Here is a 20,079-nt window from a genome sequence, read left to right as displayed (position 1 = left end):
GTCGGGCGCGGGTCCGGCGGGAACGTGGTTGGTCACAGAGGGTCTTTCGACGGGTCTCGGTCGGGAGGGTCGGGGCTGCCATCATGCCTCAGCGCCCGCCGTGCCCCGGGCGCACGGGGGCTGCGGCGCCGGCGGCGGCCGTGGCGGGACCCGCCTGCGCCGGGACGCGGAGGTGCTCGGCGTCCCCCGCGCGGCGCGCGCACCGGGCAGCGGCTCCGGGGCGGTCAGCGTACGGCCGGGTCCGATCCGGGGGTGCCGCGCCCCGGCTCCTGCGCCGCCGGGACGCCCGAGGCGGGCGAGGCGTTCTCGCCCACGACCGGCGGTGACGGCTGCGGGGAGCCCGTGGTCGCGGGCTCGTCCAGCCCTTGGCGGCGCTCGTCGTTGATGACCTGCTGCGCGTCGAAGGCGCCGGCCACCACGATCACGCCCGCCAGGACCGCGGCGAGGATGCCGCCCGCGATGACCGCGGGCCACACCCGCTGCCTGCGCCGCCAGTATCGGCTGGAGCCGTACAGCAGGGCGGCCCGCAGCTGCCGCCGCCGCAGGGCGTCGGCCTGCAGCACGTAGCTCTCGGCGTTGGGCGTGGCCTGGAAAGCGTCGGGCAGGGGCGGCTGAGCCGGAGGACCGGACTGCGTCGGCGTCGGGGGGCCGGTGTCGGACACGGTGGGGTTCGCGGGTCGCGGCGGTTCAGGTGAACAGGTCGTTCAGGTAGTTGCGGGTCTGGCTCCAGCCGTCGACGGCGCCGTCGGTGGCGTCGATCATCTTCGCGAAGCCGCGGTTGGCCATCTCGAATGCGGCGTTGAACTCGTCGGCGCGGGCCTTGTACTCCTCGTTGCCGCCCTCCCAGCGCGTGACCAGGTCGTTCGCCTGCTGGTGGAGGTCGGACATGATGCCGCGGAACCGCGCCAGGTACTGCTGCTGGTCGGCGCTCAGCTGCTGGAGGCGGGCGATGTCGGCGCCGACCTCGAAACCACTGACGGACATGGTGGAGTCCTCGCTTAGGCGTTGGGAGAGCGGGAGAGGGTGAAGGAGGACAACTCCGAGCGGGCCTCGGAGTACTCCTGCTCGCTGTCGACGTCGGTCTGGTCGAGCCGGGCGTCGCCGAGGTCGAGGTTGACGCCGTACTTGCCGCACCAGTCGGTCAGCGTGTTCATGGCGACGACGAGCTCGGCCTGCCCGTCGCGGAACGCCTTGAGCGCGTTGCCGCGCAGCGCCGCCTGGTCCTGTTCGAGGTCGTTGAGCAGCGCCTGGACCCGGTCGCGGATGCCCTGGCCGCCCTGCGCCACCTGCTCGGCGCCGGTATGAAGGGCATTGCGTTGTTCGGCACCGACTTGCTCTGACATAGGCCCGTCCTCTCCTGATGCCCCCGCACATCCGACCGCCGGCCTGTGCGGCGCACGGTTCGACAGCGCGGCCGCGCATGCGGTGGTCCCCGTCGGGGCGGGTCGACTGCTTCCGCCGTTTCGGACGATTCGGCTAATCGAAGCTAGTTAACCACGCAGTCGGGTGTCAACGCCGGGCGGGGCGGCCGATCCAGGCACCCGCCCGGAGGATTTCCGGCCCTTCCCGCAGGGGTTCGCCGCGCTCAATTCGGAACCGATTCGCAATCGTACGGAAACGGTCACCGCGGCGCCGGCGGCCGCACGGCCGGCCGACTGCTTCCGAGTCCGGGCGGTCCGCGCTTCGCTGCGCCGGCCTGTGGTCGGGCCGCGGCTCGCAGCCGGCGGCGCCGCAGAATGCGCCGACCGGCGGAATCGATCCGCTCGCGGGGGGCGATCAGGTGAACGGCGGGTGATCGGCTACCCTCGAAACACCGAAAACGCGAATCGGTGGAGATGAAACCGCTCCAGGAATCCTCATGTCCACCGGACGGAATGCGGAATAGGAGGTCCCAATGGCTGGCGAGGAAGGCGTCGGGGCCAATCCGAACGACGCCGGCAGCAGGGGCGGCGAAGCCGTCACCGTCGCCGAGACGTTCCAGGGTCTCAAGCACAGCTTCACCACGGCCGTGGACTTCCTGGACGCGGTGGCGGCGGACGAGGGCATCAAGGGCGCTTTCTCCTCCTTCGGTGCGGACCACGCGGTGCAGATGTCGGAGATCCAGACCCACGGCGAGCGCATGGGCGGCAACATCCAGGCCGGCTCGACCCGGATCACCCGCACGGACTCCGAGGCGGAGACCTATTACTACGGAGTCGGCTACCAGTACCAGGAGCAGGCCGCAGAGGGCCGGGGCGACTACGACACCCCGATGCAGGGCCTGCTCAACCGCCACGTCAACGACGACACCGCCAGGTACTCCCCTTAGGCCCCAGACGCCCCCGGACCGTCCGCCGACAGAGGAGTGACAGCCTTCATGGGAACCCCCGACCAAGAGACGGCCACCGCTTCCCATCCGCTATTCAACCCGCCCGAGGCGAAGACCGACGTGAGCGCTCTGCGCGAGGGCACCAACTGGCTGTGGGACCTCACGGGCCGCATCGTGGGCCGCTCCGGCGACATGCGCTCGGTCGTCACCGGCGCCGCCATGGAGTTCTCCGACCTCGTCACCCAGGACATCAGCAACAGCGGCGAGTACAACGACGCGCTGTGGCGCAAGACCTGCATGAACATCAGCTTCGCCGCCGGGGTGGGCGACCGGTGGGCCGACGACGTCATCGACTACAAGAACGACCGCGCCCGACTCGTCGCCGACTTCGAGACCGCGCTGAACGCGGGCAACAGCGTGTCGGGCGAGCCCTCTGCGACCATCGCCGAGGACAAGCGCAGAGCCAACCTCGTCCGCCAGTTCGAGACCATGGCCCAGACCCGCCTGGAGGACCTGAACGAGACCGGCCGCGAGCGCAAGCGGATGCTGCAGGACGGACCGGAGCCCGCCCACGTCGCGAAGCTGGTCGACGCCGGCGCGCTCGGCTGGGCCGCATACAACATCCTCGGCCCGGGCGATAACCCGCCGCTGCCTGTGTCCAAGGCCGAAGCCGAGTCGATGTCCCGGGACATGGGGGCCTACCTCGACGGCAAGGAGCCAGACGCCCGCTACTTCGAGATCGTCGCGGCGCTGACCGCCATCACCAACAAGGCGGTCGCGCTCCAGGGCCTCGACCGCGCCAACCCGAATCAGCGGCTGAGCAGCAACAACCTCCGCGCCAGTGAGATCGGGTTCCTGAAGGAGTTCTACGCCGGGATCGAGGACCAGAGCACGCGCGGGATGCTGTTCCTGCCCGACAACACGGACCCGCAGACGAACTACGGCCAGGGGCTGGAGCACGACACCTCCGACCCCGTAAGGGAAGAGACCTGGTCGGCGCTCGCCAACGGCTTGCTCGTACTCTCCGACGAAGGCCTGGGCGGCTCCTACGACGACCTGCCGCCCAGCATCCAGCGGTTCGCCGACGGCGAGCCCTACCCCAACAACGCCCCCGGCGCTACCCACTCCGCCGAGGAGAACGCGCGCGCCTGGATGCGCGAGGCGGAGGGCTTGGAACGCCTGCTGGGACGGGCCGATCCCGAGCTCCAGGGCGGCGTCGAGTTCTCGGCCAACGTCACCACCAGCGCCGGGCACCACCTCAACGCCATCGACCAGCAGGAGCATATGTGGGACGGCTCGCTGAGCTCCCTGCTCGAGGTGACCACTCGCAACGAACAGGCCGACCACAGCATCCTCACCGGAGAACACGACAACCCGACCTTCGACCGCAACGCCAACGCCCTCAAAGGCCTCTACACCCACGAGTGGGAGGACGACGGCGCCGGGGTCGCCGGGCTGACCGACTGGATCCCCGAAGCCGCGAACAGCGACGACGAAGCGCGGCAGGAGATGGCGCGTGAGGCCGCTCTCGGGCTGATCGAAACCACGGCCGGTGAGGGCGGCCTCCGCGACGAACTCATCGACACGGGCATCACGGTCGAGGCGGGCGGTCGGGAGGTGACCGACGCGGCGGTCGGCCTCGTGAATCCGCGCATCGCGCAGAGCTTCGGCAACGTCGCGACGACCTATCTGGACGATCTGAGCGATCCGGATTCGCCGGACGGGTTCTCCATCGACCCCGGAACGGGACGGATGGAGATGAGCTACGAGGCCCGGACACGCTTCTTCGAGTACGCCATGGCCGACCAGGGGGCGGCTTCCCGCCTCTTCTCCGGCGCCAACTCGATGGATCTCGCGGGCACGCAGGCGGTCGCCGCCGAACAGGCCGGACCAACCGATGCCGGCCTGCGCAACGGCACGCTCCGGGCGCTCCTGGACTCCGCCCTGACCGCGGAGTCCTTGGACCGCACCGGCGACGATCTCGACCGCCAGGAACTGGAGCAGCAAAACCGCGACCGCTGGCTGGCAATCGCGCGGACTGCCGCATACGCGGGTACCAACTTCGCGGGAAAGGGCTTCCAGGCGGCGTATGCCTCTACGCGCGTCGCCACGTTGTTCTTCGGCGCCGGAGTCGGCTTCCAGGAGTACGACATGCGGGTCAACCAACAGGAATTGGCGCCCAACTACCAGGCTCCCATGACGTTGGCTCAGGAAACGCCGGGCGAAACCCCGCACCCTTATGCGCCGAACAAGTACGGACAGACCTACAACGACTCGAACCTCCGCTACAAGATCCAGCTCGACACCCTCGACAGACTCGTACGCGGCGGCGAGGTCGACGCCTCCTCCATCGCCGAGGTCTCCCCCGACCTCATCGACGACAAGGGTGACGTCATCACCTATTACGACTTCAAGGACGAAGACGAGCGGGATCGGGCGTCGACGGTCAACGACGTGTCCGACGCCCTGGACGACCTGGCGCTGAACCAGGACGATCGGACGGGCGACCGCGACACCATCCAGGACGGTTTGGAGCGCGCCGAGCGCTACTCCGACCGGTACCGCGAAAAGTACGACGAGGTCTGGGACGACCTCTACAACAGGGTCAATCTGGACGACCAGGAGCAGGCCGACCAGAAGTAGCCCGGCCGAGCCGTCGACACGCGCCATTCAGCCCCTCCGCCACTCTTCCCCCCGCGTTCACCGCGGCTTCGCCGACCGGAGCGCGCACCCGGCTAGTGTGCGCGTGTTCTGCGCACCGGCGGCGCCACCCCCGGTGCGGTCGGATCGTCGGCGGAGGGGGGCGGCATGGGCAGTGGGCCGGTCGGGGCGAACCCCGGCGATGCGGTCGAGCGGGGCGGTGCCGCCGAGGCCGTCGCCGACACGTTCACGGGACTGAGCACGGACTTCCAGACCCTGGTCGAGCAGGCCGGGCAAGACGCGGCCGAGCCGCTGTGCCGGGAGGGCTACGCGGCGTTCCTAGAGCTGGCGGCACCGTGGATCCGCGACGTGCAGGAGTACGGCACCGATCTCGCCGGCAACATCGCTGCCGCAGGCGAGCGCGCCGGAGCCGCCGACGACGGCGCGGACGCCGGCTTTCGGACGGCCCGCGCCCTCCTAGCCGAGCGGATCGACGGGCGGACATCGCCCTACAGCCCCCGCCACTGACGGCGGCCCGCACGCGCACCCCGCCCTCGAATTCCCCGCCGCGCCGGACTGTGAACGCACGGCCGCGCACCGGCCAAACCCGCTACCGGAGGCCGCCATGAGCTCGTTCGACCCCGAAGGCACCGACGCCGACGCGGAGGCCATCGACGACCGCGCCGTCGACCTGTACAACGTCGCGGGCCGGATCCTGGGCCGGTCGGCCGAGGAGCTGAAACCGGTCCTCACCTCCGCGGCGGTCCAGTTCAGCGACCTGGTCGCCGAGGGGATCCGCGAGCAGAGCGGCTACAGCACCACCGCCTGGCAGAAGGCCTCCTTCGCCGCGGTCTACGCCGCGGGCGTCACCGAGGGCTGGGCGAGCGACGTGCGCTGGTTCACGGCGCGCATCGCCGAGCTTGAGGACGAGTGGGAGCAGGCCCGGGCCGACGACTTCGGCGCCCGGATGCGGCAGTACTCCTCGCAGGAGGAGAGCGACCGCGCCGCGCAGGGCCTGCCCTCGGCGGGGGAGGCGTTCGCGGCGGACCGGTCGGCGGGGCGCATCCGCGCCGTCGCCGACCTGGAGTCGCGCGAGCGGACGAGCCGCGAGGAGTTCGAGCGCCGCGCCCGCGCGCGGGCCACACAGCTGCGCGACGGCCCCACCGACGACACGGTCCGCACGCTGGTGCGCCAGGGGCGTCTCGGATGGGCGCCGCACAACATGGGCTGGAGCGACCCTCCGCTGCCGCTCGCCGAGGAGCGGGCCGCCCGCTGGGCCGAGGAGCTGCGGGACTACCTCACCGGGGACAGACCGGTGGACGCCCGCTACGCCGAGATCGTGGCCGCGCTCGGCGCGCTGACGCGGAAGGGGTGGTGGCAGGGCGCCCACGGCGGCCGCGAGCGGCTGCCCCGCGCCGAGATGGACTTCCTCGAGGAGTTCTACCGCGTGCTGGACACCGAACCGGTCGACGGCGAGGTCCCGCCCACCATGCTCACCCTGGTGCGGGAGGTCCACGGAAACGGCGGCCTGAGCGAGCGCGCCCGCAACGAACTGCTCGGTGCCCTGGGAGACGGGCTGCTCACCCTGTCCGACGAGGACCGCGGCGGGGGCTGGGACGCGCTGCCGCCCAGCATCCGGTCGGTGGCGTCCGGTTCCGGCGGCATCGACTACGACGGCGCCCGGTGGCCCGTCTACGGCTGGCGGGAGACTCGGGCGCCACTCTTGGACCGGCTGCTGGCGTTCACCAACCCGGGCATCGCGGGAGGCCGGGAGTTCTCCGAGATCCTCGCCACGACGCTGGGCAACAAGCTGCAGGACTACGCCCAGACCCACGGCGACGCCGTCGAGGACCGGCGGGACGGCCCCTTCCGCATGATGCTGTCGGTGGCCGCGCGCAACGAGGACTCCGTCCACGGCCTCTTCACCGGAGCCGTCGACCATCCTCAGGGCTGGGGCGCCCAGCGGGCCGTGCGCGGCCTCTACGCCTTCCCCTGGAGTGACGACGGCCGGACCCTGCGCGAGCTGACCGACTGGATGTCCTATGAGGACGTGCGCAGCGACCCCGACCGCCGCGAGCTCGCAGACGAGGCGGCGGCCGGCCTGATCCGCGGCCTCGCCCACGACCAGGACACCTTCGACCTGCTGTCGGGCGGGAACACGGTGACCGGTTCCGGCATGAACCTGGGCATGCTCAACCCCGAGGCGGCGCGCGGCCTCGCCGACGTGGCGGAGCTGCACATCGCGCCCTTCGCCCAGGAGGGCCGCCTCGGCCCCACCGAGTACGGCGGCGGGTCGCTCAAGGTCAACAGCGCCGACCGGGTGCGCTTCTGGATGCTGGCCGCCGGCGACACCGAGGCGGCCAACGACCTCAGCGCCGCGGTGCAGGGCTACCAGTCGCGGCGCTTCGCGGACCTGGTCGAGGACGGAGCCGACGCCGCGGTCGTCGGCGGCGAGACCGGGCGGCTGCGCGGACTCTACGACCTCGCCGTGCTCGACGAGGCGCTCGCGCGCGAGCACTTCGCCGCCGAGGACGCGGCGGCGGAGCAGGGCGCCGTGACCACCGACCGGCGCGGCGTCGCGCTGGCCTCGGGCATCACCAAGGAGCTGCTGAACAACTTCGTCCTGCGCAACCCGGCGGCCAAGGCCGCGACCGGGATCGCCCACGAGGTCGTCCGGTTCGGCCGCCACTACCTCTGGGAGGCCCCCTCCGCCGGCTCGGACTACACGCCGAGGCTTCCCACCACACGCGGCGCCGGCGACATCCAGTACCACAGCCTGGTGGGCCTGGCCGACGCCGCCGTCGCCGACGACCGGCTCGATCCCGGCGACCTGCCCGCCTATCGCCGCTACCGGGAGCTGGGCGCCGAGTACGACCGCCACGCCGCGCAGGGCGACGCTGCGGAGCTGCAGGAGACGGTCGACGAGCTCGCGGGGATCCAGGACGAACTGCGCGGCGAGCTGACCGGCGCGCTGAAGGCGGAAGAGCTCTACGACCCGGAGCTGATCGACGCCCAGCGCGACGCCTGGGAGCAGCTGCTGGGAGATCCGGAGGCCCACGACGCCCAGCGCTACGCCGACACCGTCAAGCGGGGGCGATTGCGCCGCAACCAGCCGACGACCGAGGACCTCGCCGACTCGGCCCCGTCGATCTTGTAGCCATCGTCACTGGAAATCGCTTTCCCTCACGTTGGCTACAAGATCGACGGTGAAGGCCAGTCCGGCCGGCGGGATCAGCCGCCGAGGGAGATCGAGGTCACCGCCGTGTAGAGGCCCAGTGCCCAGGCGGTGGCGACGCACAGTCCCACGACCGCCACGATCTCGACGCCGTTGAGGATCCGGCGCAGCGAGGCGCGCGGCACCTCGGCCAGCTCCACCCAACTGAGGGCCGCAACGGCGACGCCCGCCGCCAGCGCCGCCGCCGGCAGCAGCGCGAGCATCTGCTCCGAGCCGGAGGCGGCGCCCACCGCGGCGGCGGACAGGCCCGCGACGCCGCCCACCCGCAGCGGCAGGACGTGGCGGACCCGGTCGAACAGCCGCGACCGCATCAGCAGGACGAAGGAGACCAGCGCCGCCAGGACGAGGTCGGCCCGGCCGTCGCCGGCCACGACCAGCAGCAGCACCATCGCCACCGCGCTCGCCACGGCCCCGAGCAGCGCGCCCAGAAGCAGCCGGTCGCTGTTGGCCATGCTCTCCTCGAAGCGGGGCGTGTCGGTCTGGCCGACATGGCGCACCTCGTAGTCCAGGCCCGACAGTCCGCCCATCGACAGCGCAAGCCGCGGCAGGGCGCCCACACCCAGCACGAGCAGCACGGCCATGACCCGCGTGCCCAGCGCCCCGTCGACGAACAGTCCCACCGCGACCAGGACGCCGGCCGCGACCGTGGCCACGCCCAGCGCCGCCAAGTAGGGCAGAGCGGTGCTGTGCACCCACCAGCCCGCCGCGGCGGCGGCCAGCGCGCCGGCGCAGGCGAAGGCGGCCGGCACCACGGGCGCCGGCGCCGCCGACCCGCTCATCTGCAGCGCCGCCAGCGCCGCGGTCAGCCCTCCCCAGCCGCAGGCGGCGGCGAGCACGGTGTGGGCGACGCCGGTCATCGAGCGCCGCGCCGCCAGCCACATGGCGCCCAGCGACACCAGCAGCCCGGCCGGGGCGACGGCGAGGTCGACCGGGCTCTGGCGTACGGCGGCCATGCCGGCGGCCAGCAGCAAGGGGCCGACGGCGGCCAGCACCAGCCCGAAGGCGAGGCCGACGGGCGCACGCCAGATGCGCGCGGCGCCGTCGACCCGGTCCTCCACCGCGCCGCGGACGTCGTCGACGAAGGCAGGGCGCTCGGGTGCGGTCTCGCGGCGCAGCAGCAGCACGTCGCCGTCCAAGACCCCGGCGTGCTCCAGCGTCAGGTCGGGGCGCACCGCGGCTCCTTCGGCCGTGGTCAGGGTCCATCCCGCGGGTTCCAGGCCGTCGGTCTCCGGCGAGCACACCCGCACCACCTGCGGCAGCAGGCTCGCCACCGGGACCGTCCCCGGCAGGGCGAGGTCCGCCCACCGCTGCGGCCCGGTCACCGTCACCCGGCAGTATCCGCTCACCCGCTCCTCCGTTCGTGCACCGCTGGGCCCCGCGGCGCCGATCGCCGGCGGTCCGGCCGCACCCCGGCGGCCCCTGTCCGCCGTAGGGCCGCCGTCGAGCCGCGGCGCCGTCCACAACCGGCCGCCGTCCGATTGTGCGATGCGGCGGCCACGCGGGATCATCACGTTAGCAACTGGTTCGTACTCGATCTCCCGGCCTCGGGCGGGTGTAGAGAAGGGGTCGCCGTGTCGACGACGCTGATTCACCGGCCCGCCCGCCATGCGGTCCCCGATCCCGGTGAGTCCCCGCTGGTCATCGCCACTCCACCGCAGCTGCCGGAGAACCCGCCCGCCACCAGCTCCTCGGCGATGATCATGATGCCGATCATCACCGGGTCGGGCTCGCTGCTGATGACGATCACCTTCGGCAACCGGCCGCTGTACGCGGTGGCCGGCGTGATGATCATGCTGGCCAGCGTGGCGGTGGGCGTCATCATGTTCATCTCCCAGCACAACGGCCCGCGCAAGCGCATCCGCGAGCAGCGCGAGCGCTACCTGGACTACCTGGACCACCTGCGCGGGACCGTGCGGGAGGTCGCCGGCATCCAGCGCCGGGCGGCCGCCTTCCGGCATCCCGCGCCCCACCTGCTGACCGAGCCCGCCCGCCAGACCCAGCGCCGCTGGGAGCGCCGCGCCTCCGACCCCGACTTCCTGCACCTGCGGGTGGGCCAGGGCACCCGGCCGCTGGCCCGGCGGCTGAACCTGAACATCGACACCTCCAACCCCCTGGTGGCCTACGACCCGGTGTGCCAGGGCATCGCCGAGCAGATCGTCGACCTCTACGCCCACGTGTCCGAGCAGCCGCTGGTGGTCCCGCTCGGCGAGCACGGCGTGGTCTCCCTCGTCGGCGACCGCGCGGCGGGCCGGGCCGCCGCCCGGGCGATGGTCGCGCAGCTGGCGACGTTCTGCGCGCCCGAGGACGTGCGGGTGGGCGTGGTGCGCCACTCGCGGCTGCTGGCCGAGTGGGACTGGCTGAAGTGGCTGCCGCACGGCGCCTTCGACGGCGGCCGCGACGGTCCGCTGCCGGCCCGGCTGGTCACCTCCAACACCGTGGAGATGACCGAGCTGCTCTCGGCCGAGATCGAGCAGCGCACCATCGACATGCAGCGGCGGCGCAACCTCCCGCCGGGTCCGGGCACCCAGCGGCTGGTGGTCGTCGTCGACGGCGAGTTCCAGTCCACGCTGTCGGGGCTGTCGGCCGAACCCCCCGTCGCCTCGCTCGCCGACATCGGGATCCACCTGATCGTGCTGGTCGGCGACCGGCGCGAGGAACCGGGAACGGTCGACCTGCGGCTGCGGGTCGACGCCGACGGCCGACTGGCCGAGGACGCGTCGGAGGCGGCGCAGCAGCCGGAGGCCGCCGGGGCACCCGGCCCGCCCGCCGCGGGTACGCCGCTGGAGGGCCGGGCCGACCGGGCCGACGTCGCCCAACTGACCACGCTGGGCCGCATTTTGTCGCCGATGCGGCTGGCGGCTGCCGACAGCGGCGACGCGCTGCACTCCACGGTCGGTTTGGGCGCCGTCCTGGGGGTCCCCGACGTCGCCCAGCTGGATCCGCGCTCGACCTGGCGGCCGCGCAGCGCCGGCGACTTCCTGCGGGTGCCCATCGGCGTGGGCCCCTCGGGCTCCACGGTGCTGCTGGACCTCAAGGAGTCGGCGTTCGGCGGCATGGGCCCGCACGGCCTGGTCGTGGGGGCCACCGGCTCGGGCAAGTCGGAGATGCTGCGCACGCTGGTGGCATCGCTGGTCATCGGCCATCCGCCGGAGCACCTGGCGCTGCTGCTCGTCGACTTCAAGGGCGGCGCCACCTTCGCCGACACCGACGCGCTGCCGCACAGTGCCGGGCTGGTCACCAACCTCGCCGACGACGACAGCCTGGTGCTGCGGTTTCGCGAGGCCATGTTCGGCGAGCTGATGCGGCGCCAGCAGATCCTCAAGGATGTCGGCAACCTGCCCAACCTGCACGCCTACGAGACGCTGCGCGCCGGACAGCGTCCCGATCTGGAGCCGCTGCCGCACCTGCTCGTCATCATCGACGAGTTCTCAGAGCTGCTGACCGCCCACCCCGACTTCGCCGAGCTGTTCGTGGCCATCGGCCGCATCGGCCGCTCCATCGGCGTGCACCTGCTGCTGGCCACCCAGCGCCTGGACTCCGGCAAGATCAAGGGGCTGGAGTCGCACCTGTCCTACCGGATCGGGCTGCGCACGTTCTCCGAGGGGGAGAGCCGCGAGGCGATCGGGGTGGGCGACGCCTACCACCTGCCGCCCGAACCCGGGTCGGGATACCTGAAGGTCGACACCTCGGTGTTCGAGCGGTTCAAGGCGGCGATGGTCTCCCAGCCCTACGCGCCTCCGGCGGAGGACTCCGGCGAGGACGCCCCGGTGCTGCCGCTGATCTCGTTCAACGGCCTCGACGGGCTGCTGGGGCGGAGCCCGGCCGCGGACGAGGAGGACTCCGCCGCGGCGGAGCCGGACGGCGGCCAGGCGCCCAGCACGCTGCAGGTGGCCATCCGGCGGCTCGTGGAGGCGAATGCGGCGCCGGTGCGTCCGGTGTGGCTGCCTCCTCTGCCCGAGCGCGTTTCGCTGGACGAGCTGCTGAGGCGGCTGGACGAGGAGGCCACCGCCCCCGACGGCAGTCCCGTCGAGCCCGACCCGGCCGAGGCCGCGGCGATCGTGGGGCTCACCGACATCCCCCGCGAGCAGCGCCAGGAGGCCGCTGCGCTGGACTTCACCGGCGGCGCCAGCAACATCATCGTGCTCGGCGGCCCGCAGTCGGGCAAGTCCACCCTGATCCGCACCATGATCGCGAGCCTGGCCTGGCGCTACCCGCCCGGCCGCATCGCGGTCTATGCCATCGACTTCGGCGGCGGCTCTCTGGCCCCGTTCGAGGACCTGCCGCACGTCGCGGGCGTGGCAGGGCGCTCCGACCCCGAGCGCGTGCACCGGGTGCTGGCCGACCTGCGCAACCTGATGGACCAGCGCGAGCGCGTGTTCCGCAGGTCCCGGATCGACTCCCCCGCCGCGCTGCGCCGCGGCCGCGCCGACGGCTCGGTGCCCGAGGGGATCTTCGCCGACGTCTTCCTGCTCGTCGACGGCTGGGCGGGGGTCCGCGAAGCCGTCGAGGACGCCGACGACATCCTCACCGACGTCGTCTCGCGCGGGCCGTCGCTGGGCGTGCACACCGTCGTGACCGGCGCCGCCAACTCCCAGATCCGCACGAAGCTGCAGGCGCTGTTCGGCGGGCGCCTGGAGCTGCGCCTGTCCGACCCCTTCGACTCCCAGATCGGGCGCAAGCAGGCCGAGCAGCTGCCCAAGGAGGTCCCCGGGCGGGCGCTGCGCGCCGACGAGAGCGTCCTGCAGGTGGCGCTGCCGCGGTTGGACGGCTCGGAGGAGGACGCCGACCTCGGCGAGGGCGTGCGCGACGCGATCGCCCGCATCGCCGACCGGTGGCCGCGGCGGCGGGCGGTCCCCCCGGTTCGCGTCCTGCCCGCCGGCGTCGGCCTCGACGAGCTGCTGCCGGCCCACAGCGGGCCCGGCCTGGTGCTGGGTATGGGCGAGCGCGACCTCGCCCCGGCGGTGTACCGGCAGGACGAGGACCCCCACCTGGTGGTCTTCGGCGACCCGCAGACGGGCAAGAGCACGCTGCTGCGCGCCCTGCTGCGGCAGATCATCGCCCGCCCGGCCAGCGAGGTGGGCGTCGTGCTGGTCGACTACCGCCGCGCCCACCTGGGGCTGGTGGGCGAAGACCACCTGCTGGCCTACAGCACCGGCCCCGAGCACACCAAGGCGGTGGCCGCCGAACTGGCCTCCTCCGTACGCGAACGGCTTCCCGGCCCCGACGTCACGCCGCGCCAGCTGCGCGAGCGCAGCTGGTGGAAGGGCCTGGAGCTGTACGTGGTGGTCGACGACCTCGACCTCGTCGCCGGGCGCAACAACCCGCTGGCGCCGCTGGCGGAGTTCCTGACCCAGGGCGCCGACCTGGGCCTGCACCTGGTCACCGCGCGCCGCACCGGCGGCAGCTCGCGGGCGGTGTACGAGCCCGTCGCGCAGACGCTGAGCGACATGGCCACCCCGGGCGTGCTGTTCTCCGGGGACCGGATGGAGGGGCGCATCGCCAATGGTGTGGCCTCGCGCCGCCTGCCGCAGGGCCGCGCCCTGATCGCCCGCCGGGGCCGACCGCCCGAGCAGGTGCAGGTGGCCTGGTCCGAGCCGCCCGAGTAGCCGCGGGCCGGGGCGGCGGACCGCCCCGGCCCGGTGCTCAGGCCAGCCGGGCCGGGAACCCGCCGGTGGCCACCGGGCCCCAGCGCTCGGGGGTCACGCGCACCAGCGACTTGCCCTGCCTGCGCATGGCGTCGCGGTACTCCTCCCAGTCGGGGTGCTCGCCGGAGATCACCCGGAAGTACTCGACGAGCGGTTCCACGGCGTCCTCGCCGTCGAGGACCTCGGCGCTGCCGTCGACCTGCACCCAGGGGCCGTCGAAGTCCTCGGAGAGCACCAGCACGCTCACCCGCGGGTCGCGCGCGGCGTTGCGGGTCTTGGCGCGCTCGGGGTAGGTCGAGACGACGATGCGCCCCGCGCCGTCGAGTCCGCAGGTCACCGGCGAGGCCTGCGGCTCGCCGCCGGCGCGGCGGGTGATCAGGATCGCGCGGTGGCGGGGCCGGACGAAGTCGTGCAACTCCTCGCGGGTGACGCGGGTGTTGGTGGCGGTCGACGGGCTCATCCGGATGCTCCTCCACACTGGCTGCGGGCGGTCGGTACCCCGCCCCTCCCCCGCCCCCGCGGCGGGACCGCTGCCCGGGGCGCGGCGATCACGCCTGGAACCCTATACCGGTCCCGCCCCGGAGCGGAGCCGCCGCGGGGCGCGGCGCCGGGTGCCCGACCGCAGGCGCCGTCGTGCTCTCACTCGCCGCAGTTGGTGTTGGTCACGGTCGCCGACCGGTCGCCCACGGCACCGGTGAAGTCGACGCAGATGCCCTTCGCGCTGACGTATTCCGGCCCCGCGTAGTCGGAGAAGGTTCCCGAGTCCCAATATCCCTGGCCTGCGCCGTGCCGCCGGAGCCCGACGTCCATGTAGGTGCTCCCCGACACCGCGCCCATGGTGATCGCGCAGTTGATGCCGGTGGCGGGGTCGTAGTACAGGTACAGGGTGCCCTGCCCGCCGGGGATCGCCTTCTGGTTGGCGGGCTGCGTGTACTCGCTGCCCTGGGCTCCGGCACCGTCCGAGCACACCTGCGCCGGGTCGGCGCCCTCGGCGACGGTGGCCGAGGACAGGACCAGCGTCGCGGCGGCCGCCGCCACCGCGCCCGCCCCGGTGAACCAGGCCCGCCCGGATCGTCGCGTGTTCGCCACGTCCGCTCCCTCCGCCTCTGTCGTGCGGCCCATCAGTTGAAGTCCTGCGCGCATCGGGCGTCGCTGGTGGTCGAGGACTCGGCGGCGGTGCCGCCGGGGCCGATCGCCAGCACGGTGAAGGAGTAGCAGCGCCCGGCGCCGCGCGGCCGGTAGGTGTAGGTGGTCTGCGAGGCCGTGGCCTCCGGCAGCGCGGCGGCGCCGTCGCCGCCGGGGGTGATGCGGTACTCGGCCGCGCCCTCCACCGCGCTCCAGTCGACCGTCACCGCGTCGGCCGCGGTCTCGAACGTGACGCTGGCGGGCGCCCCGAGCTCCAGCTCCGGCATGGTGATCGGCTCGCTAGTGGCGGGCTCGCCGCTGACGCCGCCGTCGGTGCGGGGCGTCACGGTGAACGTGTAGGTCGCGCCGGGCTCCAGACCGGAGAAGTCCACGGAAGTGCGGGTTGACGTGCGGTCGGAGACGCCCTCCCGGTCGGCGGTGACGACGTAGTCGGCGGCGCCGTCGACCGCCTGCCAGGAGACCGTGGCGGTGTCGCTTCCGGTGGCCTCGGCGCCGACATCCGCCGGCGCGCTCAGGGCGCCGGGGCCCGGGGTGACCTCCTCGGTCTGGGCGGCGGGGCCGGTGCCGTGCTCGTTGGCGGCCCGGACACGGAAGCGGTAGGCGGTGCCGTTGTCCAGGCCGTCGATCTCGGCGCTGCGGGCCGAGCCGTCGAGGGTGGTACTGCCGCCTTTCCAGGTGACCGTGTAGGTCTGCACGGGTGCGTCGGGCGAGTAGGCCTTCGGCCACGACAGGGTCACCGCTCCGTCGCCGGCTTCGGCCGTCACGGGAGTGGGCGCACCGGGGGCGTCGGTGCTCTCGGGCTCGTCGCGTTCCTCGTCGTCGCCGGTGCCGGAGGGTGGCGGGGTGCCGGGCGCGTCACCGGGCTCCCCGCCGTCGGGTGCGGGCGGGCCCTGGGCTCCGGGCGTGGCGCCGTCGGCCGAGGCCGCGATGCCGCCGGGGCCCTGGCCCTTGCCAGGCGGCGGCTGGGTCTTGTCGATGACGCTGGCCTTGCCCGAGGGGTCGACGACGGCCGCCACGCCGGCGTCGGGGGCGTTGACGAACAGGTGCCCTTCGCGCGCCTCGACCTCCAGCGGCCCCTCGGCTCCGGGCAGGCGGACGGGGTTGAGCTCCTTGCCCTCGGGCGTGAAGACGCGCACGGCGCCCTCGCCCTCGAAGGGCACGTAGACGCGTCCGCCGAACGGCACCGCGGTACCCCCGCCCTTGTGGCGCACCGCGAAATGGCCGAGGCGGGGCGTGCCCCCGGCGTCGGCGACGGTGACGATGCGGCCCGAACCGGGGACGGTGACCGCGGCGGTCTCGCCGCGGGTGCGCGGCGGCAGCACGGCGCCCTTGAGCGGCACCGGCGAGGAGACCAGCCGCGGGTCCTCGCCGTTGCGTGCCGCGACCAGGCGCTTGCCGGTGCGGTCGACCGCGAGCGCACCGTCGTCGAGGACCGTCATGGCGATGTCGGATCCCGGGTCGGCCACGGACACGGTCTGGGAGATGGCGGCGTCCTCGCCCTCCACCCGGATCCCCACGGCCGTGCCCTGGGTGGGTACCCCCAGCCACAGCGTGTCGGTGTCGTCGAAGGCGCCGCCGACCAGGGGGCCGGGGATCTGCAGTGAGGCCCCGGTGGGCTGGAGGGTGGCGGGGTCCACCGCCTTGATCTCGCCGCCGGCGCGGTCGATGACGACCGCGGTGCGCTTGCCGAGGACGAGTCCGAAGTCGCCGCTCTCGCCCAGTTGGAGCGCGCCGGAGAAGCCCATCTCGCGCAGGTCGACCGAGGTGACCTTGCCGGTGGCGGGGTCGTGCAGCAGCAGGTAGTCGTCGTTCTGGGTGACTCGGACGTCGCCGCCCTTGGAGTCGGGCAGTGAGGTGACGAGGTCGACCTCGGCGTTGTTGCCGTTGACGCGGGTGACCTCGCCGGTGGGGCTGTTCCACAGCCAGGCGGCGCCGTCGGAGACCTCGTCGGCGCGGCCCATGGCGCCGACGCCGAACGCGGTGCTGATGAGCGCGGTCGCCATCAGCACGACGGTCAGTCCCGAGGCGCCGGAGCGGACGCGCCGGCCGAGTTCCGGCACCGCACGCCGCACTGCGGAGCCGGGCGCGCGCTGCGCAGCGCGGTCCGCGGAGTGGGCCGACTGGTCCGCCATCGGCAGGCTCTCTTTCCCGTTCACGGAAGGGGGGCGGCGGCCGCGTCCTCCGGCCTCCGGCCGCGGGGGCGTGCGCAATCCGGTGGAGAGGGGCTTCGGCGGGTTCGGGGAGGCCGGTGTTCAGGGGAGCACGGGCAGAATGTAGCAAACCAGAACGGGACAATCGCGTCAATGGATGCGCTCCGGGGTACCGGGCGACGGGATATCACCGTTGATCTTGTAGCTATCGTCACTGGAAATCGTTTTCCTTCACGATAGCTACAAGATCAACGGGGGTCGGTGACCTCCACGACGGCGAATGACTCCGGCGGCAGGAGCAGGCGCATGCCGCCCGCCGAGGCGTCGGCCGAGGACAGCAGGACGTCGCGGGCGGGCAGGTCGAGTTCCGGCTCCGCGGTGCGGGCACGCAGGTTGCAGGCCACGCGCAGCGGCCCCCGGTACAGCACCAGTTCCCGCCCGTCGGTACTCGCCCGCACCCGGAACCGGTCCAGCCGGGGGTCGGCCAGCTCGGGGCGCGTCCGGCGCAGGCCGATGAGGCGGCGGTAAAGGTCCAGGATGTCCCGGTGCGGCGCCAGCTCGCGCTCCTGCCAGCGCAGCACGGCCCGCTCGCGGGTGGCGGGGTCGAGCGGGTCGGGGATGTCGGCCTCGTCCCACCCGTGCGCGGCGAACTCGCGGCGGCGGCCCGCACGCACCCCCTCGGCCAGGCCGGGATCGGTGAAGGAGGCGAAGAACGGCCAGGGTGTGGAGGCCGCCCATTCCTCCCCCATGAACAGCATAGGCGTATACGGCGAGCACAGTACGAGCGCGGCGCCGCAGGCCAGCAGGCCGGGCGACACGGTGGCAGCCATACGGTCGCCTGCGGCGCGGTTGCCGACCTGGTCGTGGTTCTGCAGATAGGCCAGGAAGCGGTGGCCGGGGGTGTGCGCCGTGTCCACGGGAGCACCGTGCGTGCGGCCGCGGAAGGCGGAGTAGCGGCCGTCGTGCCAGAAGGCGCGGGCCAGGGTGTCCGGCAGCGCGTCGGGGCCGGTGAAGTCGGTGTAGTAGCCGCGGCCCTCGCCGGTGAGGGCCGCGTGCAGGGCGTGGTGGAGGTCGTCGCACCACTGCGCACCCAGCCCGTTGCCGCCGGCCTCGCGCGGGGTCACGGTGGCGGGATCGTTGCGGTCGGACTCGGCGATGAGCGACAGCGGGCGTCCCAGCCCGGCAGCGAGCGCGTCGACCTCGGCGGAGAGCTCGGTGAGCAGGTGGCGGGCGCGCGTGTCGTGCAGCGCGTGCACGGCATCCAGGCGCAGCCCGTCGAGGTGGTAGTCGCGCAGCCAGCCCAGGGCGTTGTCGACGACGTAGCGCCGGACCTCGTCGGAGCCGGGGCCGTCCAGGTTGAGCGAGGGACCCCAGGCGGTATCGCCGCTGAAGTAGGGGCCGAACCGGGGGAGGTAGGCGCCTTCGGGGCCGAGGTGGTTGTAGACGACGTCGAGCAGGACACCGACGCCGCGGCGGTGACAGGCGTCGACGAAGCGCTTGAGGCCGTCGGGGCCGCCGTAGGGTTCGTGGACCGCCCCCCACAGCACGCCGTCGTAGCCCCAACCGTGGTCGGCGCCGCCGAAGGCGTTCACGGGCATCAGCTGCACCAGGTCGACGCCCAGGGACGCGAGGTGGTCGAGGCGCGCGGTGGCGGCGTCGAACGTGCCTTCGGCTGTGAAGGTGCCCACGTGCAGTTCGTAGACGACGCAGCCGGGCAGCGCCCGGCCGTGCCAGCCGGCGTCGCTCCAGGCGAAGTCCGCGTGGTCGTAGACGCGCGAGGGGCCGTGCACGCCGTGCGGCTGGTGCCGGGACCGCGGGTCGGGCAGCGGCTCGCCGGAGCCGTCGAGCACGAACGCGTAGTCGTCGCCCGGACCGGCGGCGGCCGCGTCGGCGTACCACCATCCGCCGCCGCCGGCCCGCATGGCGTGCTCCGCTCCCCCGATGCGCAGGTCGACCCTGCCGGCCGTCGGCGCCCACACTCCGAACGACCGCCCCCCGTGCTCGCTCACGCGGCGTATCTACCCTGGCGCGGCCGGAGCAACGCGCTCGGAATCGGCCGGTCGGGCGGGGCGGTAGACGGAGAGGGCGAAGGACGCGGCGGCCTCGACCGGGTCGCCGAGGCCGGCGACGCGGTCGGCGATCTCCGCGGGCGAGAGGTGGCGGGCGCTGGGCCCCATGCCGACCAGGGCGGCGGCCTCGGCCGGCGACAGCGAAAGCGCGACCTCGATCTCCTCGCCGCCGGTGCGGGCGAAGTGCGCCGACAGTCCGCTCTCCAGCCGCTCGCGCTTGTCCGCGTCGACGCCGACCAGCCCGAGGTCGGCAACCAGCCCGCGCAAGTGGCGGTCGGTGGGCGTGGCGACGAGCAGCGCGCCGTCGTCGGCGAGCACGCGGTGGAACTCGGCGGGCCGGCGCGGCGCGAACACGTTGAGCAGCACCGCGGCCGATCCGGTGCGCAGCGGGAGACCGCGCCAGGTGTCGCAGGCGGCGGCTCCTGCGCGCGGGTGGGCGCGGGCGGCGCGGCGCAGCGCGAACTTGGAGAGGTCCAGGGCCAGCCCGACGGCGCCGGTCACCCTGTCCAGTACCGCGGAGAGGTAGTAGCCGGTCCCGGCTCCGGCGTCGACGGCCAGGCCCCCTGCGGGCAGCGGCGCCTGCGCGGCGAGTTCGGCCAACCGCGCGGCCAGTGGCGCGTAGTGCCCGGCCTCCTGGAACTCCTGCCGGGCGCGCACCATCTCCTTGGTGTCGCCGGTGCCGGCGGTGCGGTGGCCGGTGAGCAGGCCGGCGTAGCCCTCCCGGGCGACGTCGAAGCGGTGGCCGGCGGTGCAGGCGAGCGCGCTGCCGCCGGGACCGAGGGCGGCGCCGCACACCGGACAGGCCAGCGCCTCCAGCACCGGTTCGGGCATCCGCAACCGGTCGAGCACGGCCGGACGGTCGTCGTCGGAGGAGGTCATGGGCCTT

The 20,079-nt window shown here is 73.4% G+C and carries 14 protein-coding genes; 5 read left to right on the top strand and 9 right to left on the bottom strand.

The annotated features are described in order from the left end of the window. Positions 1-224: 224 nt before the first annotated feature. From RM446_RS10370 to RM446_RS10360, 3 genes are read right to left on the bottom strand one after another with little or no spacing between them, the layout of a single operon-like run. Positions 225-662, bottom strand: coding sequence for an ABC transporter permease (locus RM446_RS10370; RefSeq protein ID WP_398694889.1), 438 nt, complete (start codon positions 660-662; stop codon positions 225-227). Between the two features lie 25 nt (positions 663-687). Beyond that, positions 688-984, bottom strand: a complete 297-nt coding sequence (locus RM446_RS10365; RefSeq protein WP_311545000.1) for a WXG100 family type VII secretion target — start codon at positions 982-984, stop codon at positions 688-690. Between the two features lie 14 nt (positions 985-998). Continuing rightward, positions 999-1,343, bottom strand: coding sequence for a hypothetical protein (locus tag RM446_RS10360; protein WP_311544999.1), 345 nt, complete (start codon positions 1,341-1,343; stop codon positions 999-1,001). 551 nt (positions 1,344-1,894) lie between these two features. Here RM446_RS10360 and RM446_RS10355 point away from each other — a divergent pair. The 4 genes from RM446_RS10355 (at position 1,895) to RM446_RS10340 (ending at position 8,105) form a co-directional block, all read left to right on the top strand. Beyond that, complete coding sequence (locus RM446_RS10355; RefSeq protein ID WP_311544998.1) at positions 1,895-2,308, top strand: hypothetical protein; 414 nt, start codon at positions 1,895-1,897, stop codon at positions 2,306-2,308. 48 nt (positions 2,309-2,356) lie between these two features. Further along, positions 2,357-4,951, top strand: a complete 2,595-nt coding sequence (locus RM446_RS10350) for a TPR repeat region-containing protein (RefSeq protein WP_311544997.1) — start codon at positions 2,357-2,359, stop codon at positions 4,949-4,951. Between the two features lie 165 nt (positions 4,952-5,116). Beyond that, positions 5,117-5,476: a hypothetical protein gene (locus RM446_RS10345; RefSeq protein WP_311544996.1), complete on the top strand. Its 360-nt coding sequence runs from the start codon at positions 5,117-5,119 to the stop codon at positions 5,474-5,476. A 97-nt stretch (positions 5,477-5,573) separates the two neighbouring features. After that, positions 5,574-8,105: a TPR repeat region-containing protein gene (locus RM446_RS10340; protein WP_311544995.1), complete on the top strand. Its 2,532-nt coding sequence runs from the start codon at positions 5,574-5,576 to the stop codon at positions 8,103-8,105. A 74-nt stretch (positions 8,106-8,179) separates the two neighbouring features. Here RM446_RS10340 and eccD read toward each other — a convergent pair whose 3' ends face one another. Further along, positions 8,180-9,529 carry a type VII secretion integral membrane protein EccD gene (gene eccD / locus RM446_RS10335; RefSeq protein ID WP_311544994.1) on the bottom strand — a complete coding sequence of 450 codons (1,350 nt, stop codon included), beginning with the start codon at positions 9,527-9,529 and terminating at the stop codon, positions 8,180-8,182. A 348-nt stretch (positions 9,530-9,877) separates the two neighbouring features. Here eccD and eccCa point away from each other — a divergent pair, with 348 nt between their 5' ends. Next, a complete protein-coding gene (eccCa, locus tag RM446_RS10330) occupies positions 9,878-13,789 on the top strand; it encodes a type VII secretion protein EccCa (protein ID WP_311545133.1) in 3,912 nt (1,303 codons plus the stop codon). Positions 13,790-13,826: 37 nt separating this feature from the next. Here eccCa and RM446_RS10325 read toward each other — a convergent pair whose 3' ends face one another. From RM446_RS10325 to RM446_RS10305, 5 genes are all read right to left on the bottom strand, one after another. After that, positions 13,827-14,288 carry a PPOX class F420-dependent oxidoreductase gene (locus tag RM446_RS10325; RefSeq protein ID WP_311544993.1) on the bottom strand — a complete coding sequence of 154 codons (462 nt, stop codon included), beginning with the start codon at positions 14,286-14,288 and terminating at the stop codon, positions 13,827-13,829. A gap of 179 nt (positions 14,289-14,467) precedes the next feature. Then, complete coding sequence (locus RM446_RS10320; RefSeq protein WP_311544992.1) at positions 14,468-14,917, bottom strand: spore-associated protein; 450 nt, start codon at positions 14,915-14,917, stop codon at positions 14,468-14,470. 32 nt (positions 14,918-14,949) lie between these two features. Beyond that, positions 14,950-17,106: a fibronectin type III domain-containing protein gene (locus tag RM446_RS10315; protein ID WP_311544991.1), complete on the bottom strand. Its 2,157-nt coding sequence runs from the start codon at positions 17,104-17,106 to the stop codon at positions 14,950-14,952. 266 nt (positions 17,107-17,372) lie between these two features. Continuing rightward, positions 17,373-19,133 carry a malto-oligosyltrehalose trehalohydrolase gene (treZ, locus tag RM446_RS10310; protein ID WP_311544990.1) on the bottom strand — a complete coding sequence of 587 codons (1,761 nt, stop codon included), beginning with the start codon at positions 19,131-19,133 and terminating at the stop codon, positions 17,373-17,375. Positions 19,134-19,142: 9 nt separating this feature from the next. Then, positions 19,143-20,072 carry a putative RNA methyltransferase gene (locus RM446_RS10305; RefSeq protein WP_311544989.1) on the bottom strand — a complete coding sequence of 310 codons (930 nt, stop codon included), beginning with the start codon at positions 20,070-20,072 and terminating at the stop codon, positions 19,143-19,145. Between the last annotated feature and the right edge of the window lie 7 nt (positions 20,073-20,079).

Origin of the sequence: Streptomonospora wellingtoniae, from assembly GCF_031845375.1 — a bacterium.
In the GTDB taxonomy this organism is placed as follows: domain Bacteria; phylum Actinomycetota; class Actinomycetes; order Streptosporangiales; family Streptosporangiaceae; genus Streptomonospora; species Streptomonospora wellingtoniae.
Note: the sequence above shows the minus strand (reverse complement) of the source record. Positions and strands in the feature narration are given on the sequence as shown.